This is a genomic window from Pseudomonas petrae (assembly GCF_021728295.1).
GTDB classification, from domain to species: Bacteria; Pseudomonadota; Gammaproteobacteria; order Pseudomonadales; family Pseudomonadaceae; genus Aquipseudomonas; species Aquipseudomonas petrae.
The window spans coordinates 316,799-330,095 of the sequence record NZ_JAKJXE010000008.1; the positions used below are offsets into that span (position 1 = coordinate 316,799).

Annotated in this window: 9 protein-coding genes and 1 pseudogene; all 10 read right to left on the bottom strand. The window is 53.3% G+C overall.

What is annotated here, in order from left to right:
- Positions 1–437: 437 nt before the first annotated feature.
- The 10 genes and pseudogenes from L4G42_RS16365 to L4G42_RS16405 all read right to left on the bottom strand — a co-directional run bounded on the left by L4G42_RS16365 (position 438) and on the right by L4G42_RS16405 (position 13,179).
- Positions 438–1,034, bottom strand: a complete 597-nt coding sequence (locus tag L4G42_RS16365) for an HNH endonuclease (protein WP_237259504.1) — start codon at positions 1,032–1,034, stop codon at positions 438–440.
- 50 nt (positions 1,035–1,084) lie between these two features.
- Entirely contained in the window at positions 1,085–1,261 is a 177-nt protein-coding gene (locus tag L4G42_RS26380) for a gp19.5 family protein (RefSeq protein WP_419789377.1), read from the bottom strand.
- A 238-nt stretch (positions 1,262–1,499) separates the two neighbouring features.
- Positions 1,500–2,075: a virion core protein, T7 gp14 family gene (locus tag L4G42_RS16370; RefSeq protein WP_237259505.1), complete on the bottom strand. Its 576-nt coding sequence runs from the start codon at positions 2,073–2,075 to the stop codon at positions 1,500–1,502.
- 12 nt (positions 2,076–2,087) lie between these two features.
- Positions 2,088–2,531 (bottom strand): phage protein Gp13 family protein, encoded by a 444-nt coding sequence (locus L4G42_RS16375; protein WP_237259506.1) that lies wholly within the window; start codon positions 2,529–2,531, stop codon positions 2,088–2,090.
- 67 nt (positions 2,532–2,598) lie between these two features.
- Positions 2,599–5,238 carry a hypothetical protein gene (locus tag L4G42_RS16380; RefSeq protein WP_237260945.1) on the bottom strand — a complete coding sequence of 880 codons (2,640 nt, stop codon included), beginning with the start codon at positions 5,236–5,238 and terminating at the stop codon, positions 2,599–2,601.
- 235 nt (positions 5,239–5,473) lie between these two features.
- A pseudogene (locus L4G42_RS16385) lies at positions 5,474–6,708 on the bottom strand (hypothetical protein).
- Positions 6,709–6,871: 163 nt separating this feature from the next.
- The gene (locus tag L4G42_RS16390; protein ID WP_237259510.1) at positions 6,872–7,375 is read right to left on the bottom strand and encodes an HNH endonuclease; all 504 of its coding nucleotides are present in this window, start codon (positions 7,373–7,375) and stop codon (positions 6,872–6,874) included.
- A gap of 78 nt (positions 7,376–7,453) precedes the next feature.
- Positions 7,454–8,107: a BRO-N domain-containing protein gene (locus L4G42_RS16395; protein ID WP_237259511.1), complete on the bottom strand. Its 654-nt coding sequence runs from the start codon at positions 8,105–8,107 to the stop codon at positions 7,454–7,456.
- Positions 8,108–8,124: 17 nt separating this feature from the next.
- Entirely contained in the window at positions 8,125–10,803 is a 2,679-nt protein-coding gene (locus tag L4G42_RS16400) for a DNA-directed RNA polymerase (RefSeq protein WP_237259512.1), read from the bottom strand.
- Positions 10,804–11,790: 987 nt separating this feature from the next.
- The gene (locus L4G42_RS16405) at positions 11,791–13,179 is read right to left on the bottom strand and encodes a tyrosine-type recombinase/integrase (RefSeq protein WP_237259513.1); all 1,389 of its coding nucleotides are present in this window, start codon (positions 13,177–13,179) and stop codon (positions 11,791–11,793) included.
- Between the last annotated feature and the right edge of the window lie 118 nt (positions 13,180–13,297).

Genomic DNA, 13,297 nt, shown 5'->3' on the forward strand with positions numbered 1-13,297 from the left:
GGCATCGGGGTTTACAGCGTTTCGCTGGGGGCGCAATTGTGACAAGTTCTGCGCCGCAACAACATGATTCAATTGAGTGTAGTGGCTTTTGAATTGCACTCAAATGTACAGTGCAAGGCCAGTTGTTCTCGATCTATTGTCAGAAAATTCAACCTTATACGTCTGAAGCTGGAGTTTTTGCAGAGGTTTACGGCAAACATCAACATGTGTTCACAATCCAGCGCCTACAGGCCTTATCTGGCCCATGATTTGGAGATACCTTGGCAGTCGTGACATCTTCGTGACAAGCGTTGTGACAAATCGTGACACCAGAGTTCTACATGTGCGCGATAAGGACCCCTCGCAGGCACACGACAAGGACCCCAAGCGAGGCCCCACGGGGGAGTCAGCGTGAGCAATACTATTGAGGTGGTCTCAGCCAAAATTTCGCTATTTTATCAAAAGCCCTCATCGCGCCCTAATACAGCCTCATCGGGCAACTGACAGTAATAGCTCTGAGTATTCGCGTAGGGACCATGCATGTCCTCAAGGGCCTTCCGCATGATGCTCACCAAGGTATTCAGACCGTTTGAAGAAACGTCACGATCCTCTCGGAATCCCTTACCGGGTCGTACCTGCTTGCCGTCAATACCTATGATTCCCTGCACCAGACCCGTTCGGGCGTTGATGTTGATACCCTTTGGATACCAGTCCTGAGAAGCAGAGCCGAACTTGTTTTGACCATTCTCACCGTGACTGCACGCCCGGAGGTTGCTTGGATGGTTATTGCTGGGGTTACCGTCTGCATGGTCAATTTCAAAATCAGCGTCAATCGGACCGAAAGCAATCTCATAGACGACACGGTGCACCATCTTCTTGTTCGGCTGCTTGCCAACCTTCCAGTACCCTTTCGGGGTCTTGCTGCCTGCTACGTCGCCTCGTTTATAGCCGTGGCCGTTCGTCTTCCACCTAAGACCACTTGGGCTCGTAGCGTCGATCATGAAGCGGTCTTTCGGCTGCAAGGTGGGTGAGTCTTGTTGGGTATCGGGTTTCAATTGTTGTACCTCCTTTCTGTCGCCTCGCTTCAATGACCATCCTTACGACCTCAGCCATCACAGCCACCAAGTAGAACACAGACGACATCCCCAAAGGCTTGGACCAAAGGACCACCTTGAGTAACTCCAAGAGTGACAGCGAGTAAACCAAGAAATCGATAGGTGACACGATGGGTAGCCAATGTGCGTAATACAGCGACACAGGTAGTCACCCACTGTGTAGTCATCTCATAGCCCTCCTTTAAGTTGAATTGTGATTAAGGTGGTGTGATTACACCTACCAGACAGGGCAACCTTAGAGGGACCTTTAAGAGCCAGAAAGAGAGTCTCTCTGTATATATACAAACAGGGGCCCTCCAGTAATAGTGAGTTCTTTTAAGAAGCCCGGACGACGTGGCCTGTAGAGGTGGTCATTTTGGTCAGAAGGGTCAAAACTGAAAAATAAGGGACCCGAAGGCCCCTCTGTCACGTATTTACACCCGCACTATTGGTGTTCTTAGCTTTGTTTTTTGCGGTAATGCTTTCCCCCTGCTCGTAACCGCTCACACCAGCAGAGACGATGTTTAAGGCATTCGCGATATTGTTCACTTTGTACTTATTGCCACCGAGGCCACGAACAGCAGCCTTAGCATTCTCCGAGCTGCCTACGCGATTCGCAAAGATGGCCTGATAGTCGCGCCTGTAGTTGTCAGTGATGTTCATCTTTTGAGCAGACGAGTCATTGCCGACTGAGTTCCGAATGCGGTCCATCGTGTTACCTGAAAGACCAGACTCGCCAATGGCAGTGTTAATGGTGCCTTGGTTCCGCATGGCCTGAAGGTTCACCTCAGTGAGCTGACGGCGGGATTCGTCTTGCTTGTCCACGGTCGCAAGCTTTTGATCGTTTTCCGAAAAGTTGGCCTGTTTGACCACTTCGTTTTGCTGCTTGCGCTCATTGTCTGTCATCTGGCCTTTTGCTTTAGCGCTTTCAGATGCGCTCATAGCTGCCGATGAGGCTGCAAGCCCAGCCATAGCAATTGAAATAGATACCGGTTCGCACATGATTACACTCCTTTATAACCAAAATCGTTTAAGTAGAAGCCCTGACGGCGCTTTGAAAAGACCTTCGCTAAATACGGCCCCAAGTTTCGTCAGTAGGCGAATATGTGCGTGATTGTGTAAGGCAACGAAATTAGTTAACTCCACTTCATTGGGAAGTTCATTGCGAATCTCAGCCAAATGCTTTTTGATAATCCGGTAAAAACTAAAGCGTTCGGCTTGCGATAAAACTGAGACGAATTTCGTGGTAACGAACCACACACCGCCTTTTGTATGCCCACCAACGGCCAGCACATGCCTCCCATCTGTGATGGTGTGGGTAGTGTCATCAAGGGCTGTTGTGAATACTTCCACTGGATCACGACCGTCTTGCATTGCGTTAAAGTCTGCAAGGTCATTTGAAGAAAGATTTTCTGAAGCAGTAATAAGATCAGTGAGCGTCGCTTTGATTTTTTGCATACATGGTCTCCATAGATTAAATAGTGCCAGGACCCTTGATGGCGTCCTGTATTAAAGTGGATGATATTTAACGAATCTCTACGCCCTGGTCTTCCATCATCATCAGCAAGAGCTTCTGACTTACCGGGTCATTAGGAACAAGCCCACGGAGCCCGTTGAAGACGCCCGTCATATACTCTTGATCAGCTCTACGGGAATCAGTACCAGCAGCCCCAAAGGCGTTGTAGCCAACCTGACCGGCGTTCGCGAGGACCCCATAAGCTGGGACCTGTTCGGCAATCTTCCCGAGGACCCCAGTGGTTCGGTCGTCCTTGGTCGCTGAGAACTTCATTGCACCCGGATCCCGCTGTTCTTTAGGGCCCCTTGGGAGGATCGACGAGCGGACCATTGCGGCCTGATCCAATCCCAAAGGTGCCGCAACGATATTCACCAGACCCATTGGGGCGCCTATGTGGGAACTTCGAGAGATAGCCGCATAGGCGAGCATCTTTGGATCAAGGGCTTGCTTCAGGAACTTGTCACGCTGGTCCTTGGGCATCCCTGCTGCTTGGCTGTACTTCATTGCGACGTAACCAGCGGTTGCAAGGCCTGTCGAGATGACAGCCTGTAGGGTCTGATCGATTGCCCGTCCGTTCTTGGTTGCATCGTGATAACCACGGATGAGACGCGAGTTGACTGAGCGCATGGTGAAGTTCTTGAACTGCATCGCCATCTTCACGCCAGCCCCGTAGGCCTCAGTGTCAGCCGAAGAGAACTTGTGAGGGCGCAGAATGGTTTCGTCTGCAATCTTGTCACCCATACGCCATAGATCCATGGTCCGAGGGTCACGTTGGAAGGCTGCTCTGTCAGTGATCTTGTAGGACCCGTCAGGCTGCTTCTTCACGTAAGCCTTAACCAAGTCCTTCATCCCTGCGAACTGGTCAGGGGTGATCGACATGGACTTCAGGCGAGTGTCCTCAAAGAGCTTCGAGGCCCGACCGTCCACCACGTGATTCACGAAGTCAGACAGCACACCCTGACGGCCAGCGTCGGAGATGTAGTTAGAGGACTCTGTGAGGAACTTCGTGAAGGGTGACCGGGCTGAGAGTTCCTGTGTGGCGAACTTGACGGAGCCTACAGCCTGAGCGATTGCCGGATTGGTCCCAGCTTGATCCCTGAGACGGTCCACGATGTCCTGCCGGGACGGTCTGATGTGGTTATCCAGCTCACGCCCGAAGACCATTGAGTGCATGTCTTCCAGGTCCTTAGGCTTGATCTTAGAGCCCCATCCCGTCATGTCCCTGAGCAACGGAACCCCTTTGAGCAACAGCCGTGTGTGACCCTTGGTGACCATGCTGGCAACCTCGGTGATGGACTGCACACCCATGTAGGCGTTCTTAGCGAAGAAGCTCATGTCTGTGAGGGATCTGGCAGCAGCCGCAAGGGCGCCTTCTGGGTCTCTCCGGGCACGGCCTGTGAGGATCTTAATGGACTCTTCAAGGGCCTTCCGCTCTACAGCCGTAGCGGTCTTCACTTTAGACATGTCGCTGATCAGCTCAGCCGTAGAGCGTCCAGTTGCCCCCATGATCCCAATGTCACCGTTCACACGGCGGTCATAGCTGGGAGTGATGCGGGACAGGTTGAACTCTCGCAGGTCATTCACTGAGAACTGAGAGCCATCCGAGAGGGGAACCGCCATGTCCGAATCGAACAGGTGACGCCCTTCAAGGAAGTTGTTAGACGCTAAGCCCATCTCGCCGGGGATGCTTCCTTGGTCCCCTAATGACAGCAAGTTGGATTCGTTGAAGTCGTCTGACTTGGCGATCCCATAAGCCTTCCTTGTGGCGTAGTCCTCTACGAGTTCCTGCAAGATGCTCTCACGTAGCTTCACGGTGTCCACTGGCGCCGCTGGCTTCTTACCGACAGCCTTAGGGGTCCGTGCGAGTAGCTCAGCGTCAACCTGATCCTTCAGGAAGTTGTCTACCCGAGCCTGTACGTGTGGCCGTGCTGCATAGCTGGCGAGCCATGATTCCCGGATAGCGTCCTGCAAGCCTTCCTCACCACCGAACTTCTGAAGGTGAAGATTCTTTGAGGCTGTCGAATAGATGTTCGGGATGTAGGACCCAGCGTGACGGGTCTCAGGAAGTACCGGCTTGGCGTTCCTGTTGCCGAACTGTGCGGGGGCTGCGAGGTAGTCTGCTTTGGTGTCGTAATGGCTCCTTACAGTGTCCATTAGCTTCCGTTCACCGGCTGTCAACTGACTCAGCTTGGTCCCTGACTTCTCTTCGATGGCCTCAGCAACCCGCCTGAATGTCTTCTCAATGTGAGCCTGACGGCCACCATCAGTCAGCGCATAGCTCGGGTCTTTGATGGCCTCAAGGACCTCTTCAGACATCTTGTTGTAGGTCAGATGGTCCTGCCCTTGGATGCGCTCAATGATGTCTGAGGCAGTAGCCCCGAACTTCCCGTTAGATCCACTTACGGTCCCTGTAGGGGATCGAAACAACTGGTTGCCCAGGGCGAGGACTTCAGGGTTCTCAGAGCGATTTAGCGTGTAGCCAATCTCTGTAAAGCCACCCATGGAAACCCCAGGCGCAGCCCGATCATCAGGCATGACCTGCATTGCTTCTTCGAGGGTCTTAGGGTTGAGCGGATTGGAAGCTGAGAGAATCGAGCCGTCCTGAAGACGCACAGCACCGGGCTCGCTTGGATGGTCCACGTAGGCCACACCCATGGATTCCTTAGGGGTTTCCCCAGCGGTCCAGGGATAGCGTGTAGGGTCTTCCTGACCAAGCTGACGGGCTGTCTCACGGGCTTCAAGGCGCATAGCAGGAGCAGCAAACTCGTTAGCGTCTGGCTCCATTGAGGGATGCAGGTCAATGCGTTCATTCGGCAAGGCAGACTCACCGTGCATCGCAAGGATCTTCTCAAGCTGATCATCAGGGACATCTTCACGCACAGCCTTAGCGACTGGACGCAGGGATCGACAGGGAGTTGATCTGATTGAGCTTGTTAGCTGCATACGTCGCCATATCGCTTTCTTTGAACTCCCCAGTGTTCTCGTTGACCGGCAGAAACTTAGGGGATACCGCAACGTTCTCTGAGGCCATGCGGCGTGTGTAGGCATCGTCAATGACAGCCTGACGGTTATCTGCCTGTGCCGATTGCTGGAGCTTAATGAGCCCTTGCTGAGAGTTCTGAGACACCTTGGCGATGAGCTGAGCCTTGGCCTGAATGAGCTTCTGCCTTTGAGGGGTCATTTGCTCACCGGTCTGTAACCAGTCGTTGCCCTGCTCAAGCTTGTTGAGTTCCTGCCAGCCAGCAGCGGGATCTGCCTGATTCACAGCGTTCGCAAGGCCCAGCTCAAAGGACTCGTTACGCTTGGAGTTCCTCGTGTAGGTTGAGGTAGCAGCCTTCATCTTCAGGTTGTCCATCATCTCAGGACCCAGCAAGTCAGAGACCTTCCGTTGACCGCCATAGACGTTCAGGGTCTTGTCCCCAATGTTGTCGAGCAGGGTCACACCGCCGTCTTTATCGACAGCCGCTGAGGCCACCCGTTGAAGGGCTTGAACTGCATGGGCATCACTCGGGAAGATCCCGGCCTTGAGGCCGTTGTTGAAGTAGTTCGAGAAGTGATCAGCGCTTGCAGGATTGCTCAGGACCTTAGGGTCATCTAAGAGAGGCTGAAGGTCGGCCTGTGTCTCAAGGACTGCCTGTGTCTCAAGGTTCTTCGAGAGGTACTGTGAGTGAAGGTCATAGACCGCCGCGCTACGTTGGGAGATGTCAGAGTTAAAGCCTGTCTGATAGTCCTTGTCGTTGGCGTCAATGCCCGCCATCTCAGCGTAGTTCTTTGACTCTGCTCCATGCGGGTCTGACGCCACTCATCAAGCTCCTGACGGGACCGGAAAGACCCCCGCTTGATTTCCTCTTGGACCTCATTGTCCACCTCATAGGCAGCATTACGGCCAGACTTGAGGCGAAGTTGTTGCATAGCGTCAGGGTCATCCGCATAGAGCAAAGTCCCTTCTCCGATAGCCTGACGGCGTTGCTCGGGGGACAGCTTACGGATGATTTCATTGGAGCGTTCGTCAGCAGTGGACTGCCTGTTCTGCTCGTAGGTCGCGAAGGCATCACCGCCAGCCTTCACGAAGTTCCGCATGGCATCTCCAAGGGAGTTGTCTATTACGGGCTTAGCAATACGAGCAGCTTGATAGCCTGTGCCCGGCCCACAGCGAAGCCCTTACGGCCCGAGGTGGTCTGAGCCGATTGCCCAAGGGCTTGTTGGATTTCATTCGCCATTAATTAGACTCCTATAAACGGATAGTTGATATTTAAGTCGATTCGCTCAGCCAATGTGGGCCTTAATTTCTCGCAAACTCTCCGTGAAAATGCTTCCGTAACTCATCCAGGTAAGTAGTAGCGGCCACTAAGGTTGCGAACACCTTGGTGTGGACTTTGTCTCGAATTGAAATTTGTGCCTGGTATTTGCCCCCCTTACCCATAGTAACGCCCTTCGGAAGCTCGCCTTTACCACGCTTCCTTGCATTCCGTAAGTTTTCTTGGTGAGTGCACTTTCGGAGGTTTTCAATACGGTTGTTCAGTGGGTTTCCATCGATGTGGTCAACTACGCTTTCTGCGGGATCGATACCGTGGTGCATGAAGTAGATAATGCGGTGCGTTCGGTAAAACTTACGGTTGAATTTCATACGCCAATATCCGTCGAAACCTAAACTGAGAACTGGGCCTACTTTCCCATTCCCTCCGATGACTGCTTTAAATCTGCTAAGCCCGGACGGGCTGTTTGAGTCAATGACATAAATTTCTTGTAGTTCGTAAAGATTTGGCATGGGTGTAGATAATCTCATCGTCTCGCCTCCTGATTTCCGAGACGGGATGTCTGCGGTCATAGTGAGGGCTTCTACGTGAGGTCAGCTTTAGAGAGGTTACCACTGAGCCACCAAGTTCACTTCCAGATTCAGCAAGACCATCGGTGCGAGCCTGTCAGCGGCGGGAGTGGACAGCCCTTCCACCTCACAGAGGGTCCGCATGAGTCCCTTATCAAAGTGATAGTGAGTAGTCGTCCCCGCCTGTCCAATGTAGGGACTTGGCTTGATGGCTTCTGCCAGGGCAACCACAGGACCGCGCAGCAAGAGCGACTCAATTAGGCCTTTAAGCTCACCTACCTCACCTCTGAGAGTCTTCAGCTCATCCATGACACCCACGGCGATTGGGTGTGAGGACTGCTCAGCGTCGTACTTGCCTGTCTTACGGATGGTCGGTAGGACTTCCTCTGTAACCCACTGGCGAAAAGGTGCAGTGAGAGGTGACTTTGAGCGAAGGAGGACGCCGTACAGCTCTGCCTCAGTGAACATTGTGGTGTTCTTACGCATCCGTCTGGCGTTCTCATCCACCGGCCACCCAATGGTGGAACTATCTTCTACCAGTACTTCCACTGCCCTACCTTCTTGCAGCTTATGGCGAGCGTGATAGATAGAACTCTTTGGGTCCTTCAAGCCAGCCGCACGGGCTACCTGAGTCGCTACGAACAGAAGGTCATGCTCAGGGTGTCCCACGAGTACATACAGTTCGATGCCCATGAAGTTGCGCTTTTCGATCAAGCAAAGGCGAACTCGCTGTCCAGAATCTCTTGGATGCGTAACGTCCCCTTCAGCGGCATCATAGGCATCTTGTCCAATTGGCTCTCATGGAGCTGCTCTAAGAACTGCTCACGGAAGTCCTCAAGGACATCGTTCTGTGTGTAGGTCTCTACCATAGTTTCCCGGACTGCCTTGAACATCTTCCCGGCCTTCGCTGGGATGGTCCCGAAGCTGTCATGGATCAGAGCGAAGAACTCCACGCCGTAGCACTCGGACGCCTTAACGACAGTCTTGCGAAGGTGAGACCCATCCTGTGAGTGGACGAAGTTAGGGGAAATCCCGGATTCCTGTTTGGCCCCATCAATGGTGTCTGAGTCACGGACGTTGATGGTTGCTTGCAGGCGCACAGTGCCCAGGAACATCAGGTCAATGCGACGTTGAACAGGCTTCATGTACTCCTGCCACACAGGGAAGCCATCAGGCGTGACCCAGTAGACGGGCATACAAGGCTTTAGCACGGCAGGGTTCGGGTTCTTCTTGGTCTTCTTGCCATCAAGGACCTCTGAGGCCAACAGCTTTGCAGCCTTCTGGAGCCAGTTCATTGCCTCAACAGCAGCGACCACAACGACGCTCACAGAGTCCCAAATGAGGTTCGCCATGTAGCGAGCACATTGCTGAGCATCAGGAAACCACTGCTCACCATCACCACGGTCAATGGCCGGCTGAATGATGTCTTCGCGGACCTGATCGGTGAACCCGAAGGCCTTTGAGCCATACGCCAGGGTCATGACAGAACGCTTGGTCACCTTGCGGTCAATCCCATAGCCCATCCAGCCACGGGCCATCGACTTTGTGCCCAGAACGCGACGCTCCTTGATTTCTCCGGTCTTCTCGTTGGTCATCATCTCTGAGCTGTCATCGGTGCCCTCTGTGAGGTCCTTCACGACCTTCTCAATGACTTCCTCAGCTACGAGGCGATAGATGTCTTGCACCTCATCAGAAGGGAGTAGGTTCACAGCGCGACCACCACGCTCATCCCGGAGCATCGCTGAGAAGTGCTGAATTCCCGAGCAGGAACCGTCAAAGGCAATCGGCAAGGCTGACTCCCAAAGGGCCCCATGTTCGACCACACCGGCCCACTCAAAGCAGAACGCCAGGAAGCAGAAAGGGGAGTCCATCTTGGTCCACTCAGGTTGCCCCAAAGGGTCCCGAGCAATCTCAAGGATCAGCTCTTGGTTCTCAATGACCCAGGCCTTGCGCTTGCTGAAGTCAACCTTATCGACGCCCGCACAGTTGGCCCCGTGGATCTTCAGCCACTCGATGCCCTCAAGGCCTACAGGTTCCGCAACGGAAGCCATGAGCATCCCTTTGGTCATGTCGTTGCCTTGTGGGTTGAATGCAGGGATCGCATAGACCCGGCCACGCCAATCGAGGTTGTACGGGAAGTAAATGGCCTCGTACTCAGCGAACTTCTCAGCCTGCTCAATGATGAACTCATAGGACAGGCGGCGACTCACACGGGCACGGTCACGGCGATAGACACCAGACGCTTCCTTCTTCCAGGCCTTCAACAGTGCTGGGTCTTCATCCATGCCTTCAGGTTGCACAGGGAGTTCCTCACGGTCCGCTGTAGGGAACTTGTCGATGGGAACGTGCTTCCATTCCATGACAGCCTTGGCTACTGCAAGGACCTTCTCGTTAACCTTCCAGGCCGAAGCCTGAGCGATGTTGACGGCCTTAAAGACCTCAGGCATGGACACGTCGCGGTAACGCTGCAAGGCTCTCTTAGAGCGCACACGGATGAGTGGGAGAGGGCGACGACCTTTGGCCCAGTAGCCACCACCAATCATGGTCACCCAGGACTTCGGAGGGACAATCATTGGTTGATAGCGTGGAGTGACCCCAGCGAGCGAATAGGCCCGAGCGCACAGCTTGTCGGACCACTCCTGAGTCAAGTGGACAAACTCACCGTCAAGCTTGGCGTTGCCTGCATGTTCCCGCTTCACTTCCACAAGCTGAGTGGACTCAATGAGCAACTCAAGGAGACGAATCCCCATGTGATAGGTCATGTCGTTCTCAAGGGAGTCCCAAGAGGTCCACGTTGAGGACAGCTCATTGGCTTCCTGCATGTGCGCCTCAACCTTCTCCAAATAGGCGACCTTGTAGGTGTGCCCATTGCGCTTGTTGAGGGCCTTGCGGATGTGCTTGAAGAAGTGCTCAGCCTCTTGGTCACGGATGCGGCCAAAGCGGGCTTCTTCTTCAAGGGCACGACCAAGGAACACAGCGACAGACTGAATGCTCTTCGGGCCTTTCTTAGCGATGATGTTCAAAACTGACTTGATGGTGATCGCGGCGACACTCTCAGCCTTGACCATTTGAAAGAACTGAAGCCCAATGTGCTTTCGGCGGACCTTAGTTACTTGATGTTCAACCCAGTTATCAAAGGCGACTGCCATTAAGGGAACCAGTGTGGACAACACAGGCTTAGCTGTAGCGTTCTCAGCGAATTCCCCGCGCTCTTGTTGACGCTCAAGGGTCTTCTTAAAGTGGGCCTCACCGAGCGTATAGGCTTCGTGTTCAAGGAAAAGTTGTTGGGCTGCAAGTTCCTCACCATGTAGCGCTGTAAGGGTGTCGAAGGCCCAAGTTGAAGAGAGGATGTCACTGAAGTCATGTTGAGCAGGCTGAATTACAGGCACAGTTACCCCGTCACGGGATTTAACCCGTTGATAAATAAGAAGGTTTGGGAAGTGGTGAGGCGCAAAGAGGCTCTCTAAGAGTTCTTTAAGAAGCTCTTGGAGTTAGGGCTTGGCGGCTCAATTGGATTTTCCAGTGCCTCGTGCGGCCCAGTGTTCGCGGGGGTCAAGTGTAGGCGGTATTCGGATTTATGTAAAGCCAAATAATGTACGTATATCGACGAAAGCCCCGACGATTCTTAGGGAATCATTCAGGGTTCTAAATTGGCGGGGTTGATAGGAGCCAGCGTGAGCGATGCTTTGGGATGCTCGCCTAAAGGTCAGCGCAGGGGATGCTTCTCTACGACCTCAATGAACGCCTGTCGAGCGTCTGCTTGTGTGACCTTCAACGCAAGGGCCAAACACAACCACGAACCAAATCGAAGCGCTGTCTGTGTCCGCTGTACGCTGTCTACGTAGGTGAACTCTTCGACTACCACGGCACCTGAAGCGGTCCATGTAGTTCCGTGAGGTCCTGATCCTTTGATTATCAGGCCGCTATTAGTCAGCTCGCCTACCGCCTTAATGATGGTTCTAAGGAGCTTTGCATGGGCTTGGATAGAGGTCTTGGCGTGTATCTGTAGAGAGTCAGTGTGGAGCTTCGGAGCCGCCATGATGCCTTTCCTGAGAGTGATGTGAAGTGATGGGCCGGTAGTGACCTAAAGAATTTTGATGAGCCTGAAAAGCCGAACCCATAGCCAGCCCAAAGGCCATGCTAAGGCAATCAATAGCAGTGCGAATGGAATTAGGGACCAGTTTGCGTCTTGGCTTAGCTGGGCGTGACTAAACGCTTCTACGCTTGGATAGCCAAATAGTGCAGAACTTATTTTGCCTGCTAACCAGCACGGAGCAATTAGGGAAAGTAATGCGAAAACTTGTAATGCGTCTCTCATTTGAGAGCCCTCCATACCAATCCATGAGTACGAGCGATTAAACCGGGCAGGGATGACGCTATGCAGCAACAGGAAGCTGGACGACATGGACAGGAAGAGCAGGAAGGACCTTCATGAGAGCAGACCTCAAAGTGTCCTGACCCATAGTTGTCCCATAGACATCAAACGTTACTGAGCCTGTCTTGTGTCCCAGGATGGCCGCAGATACCTGCAAGCTCACTTCATTGGACTGCAAGAGCCCTGAGAGACTGTGACGGAATGAGTGGAACACTAAGGCCCTGTCGTCTCCTACAGCAGCCCTCACGACATCCATCATCCTCTTGGACACGAGTGGCTTACCTTTACGGGCGCTGTTCTTAGAGGCGAACAGATAGGCTCCTGAGGGCTGCTTTGAGACAAACTCCATGAACCCTTTGAGGTCCAGCCACTTACAGTCAATGAGAGGAATGATGCGCTCTGACCCACTGTTCTTCACAGACTTCCCAGAGTCACCACGCTCATTGATATCGATACTGACCCCTAAGGCTGACTCAATGATGTCCTCTTTGGTTAGCTGCATAATCTCTTGCTGTCTTGCACCCGTCACAGCACCCAGGGCACACACCCACTGAGTCCATCCACGAGCCTCTTTAGACACCTTTAGGACTGCCTCAATCTGTTCCGTAGTGAAGGCTCTACGATCACTCTCAGTGCCCTTAGTGATCTTGAGGCGCTGTGAGTAGTTGTTATTGATCAATCCGTTATCAGAAGCCCAGGTAAGGACAGTCACCAAGGTAGTCAGGTACTTGTTCACTGTAGGCACTGCACGGCCCTCAGAGAGTTGCTGCTTGACCTTCACCAAGTCAGCCCTTGAGTGGTCCACAAGATTCATCACACCAGCAGCCTCAAAGGCTTCTGTGAGGACCCTCATGGTGGTCCAGTAGGTCCTCGTAGTGGTTGCCTTGATGTTGTCCTTATGTTCGTCCATGTAGGTCTCTGAGAGGTCCTTGAAGGTCCTTGGAGACAAGAGGCGACCTGAGTGTTTAGAGGGGCTGACTTGATGGGAGCTTGACGGTCCCCTTACAGATGAAGACAGAGAGAGCGGTCCTTGTGGCACGTCTGTAGCCCGATGAGAACCCATCAGTTCCTCATAGCCCTGCACGATGCTCGCAAGGTCTTCAGGATGCCCTCTGAGCTTCCGTTGAGTCGCCTTGAAGAGGTCTTGAGCTGCCTTGATGGTCTTGGCCTGCTTGACGCTCAAGGGCATCGTAGCGACGAACTCACGGAGTACGTTCAGGTGGTCCTCAAAGAGGTTGTAATAGTCTCCCAAATACTGAGGCTCTACCCTTCGGGCGAACAGTAAGTCAGCCTCACTCTTGAGTGCCGCTGTGATGTCCTCCCAGGTCGCTTCAGGGCTGTCGATGAAGAATGCCTTGAGGATGCCTTGAAGCTCAGTAGAGACGTACATAGCCGCTGCCTTATCGGTTGACCTGAGTGAAATGCTGAACGATGTCTTGGACCCTTCAGGGCGCACCCTGAGGTAATAGGTCCCATGTCGCCTGTAGTGGTAGGGCTTAGCGAGGCGT

Coding starts and splice junctions, on each gene's coding strand:
- L4G42_RS26380 (WP_419789377.1), bottom strand. CDS start 1,261: ATGACTACACAGTGGGTGACTACCTGTGTCGCTGTATTACGCACATTG.
- L4G42_RS16370 (WP_237259505.1), bottom strand. CDS start 2,075: ATGTGCGAACCGGTATCTATTTCAATTGCTATGGCTGGGCTTGCAGCC.
- L4G42_RS16375 (WP_237259506.1), bottom strand. CDS start 2,531: ATGCAAAAAATCAAAGCGACGCTCACTGATCTTATTACTGCTTCAGAA.
- L4G42_RS16390 (WP_237259510.1), bottom strand. CDS start 7,375: ATGAGATTATCTACACCCATGCCAAATCTTTACGAACTACAAGAAATT.
- L4G42_RS16395 (WP_237259511.1), bottom strand. CDS start 8,107: ATGGGCATCGAACTGTATGTACTCGTGGGACACCCTGAGCATGACCTT.
- L4G42_RS16405 (WP_237259513.1), bottom strand. CDS start 13,179: ATGTACGTCTCTACTGAGCTTCAAGGCATCCTCAAGGCATTCTTCATC.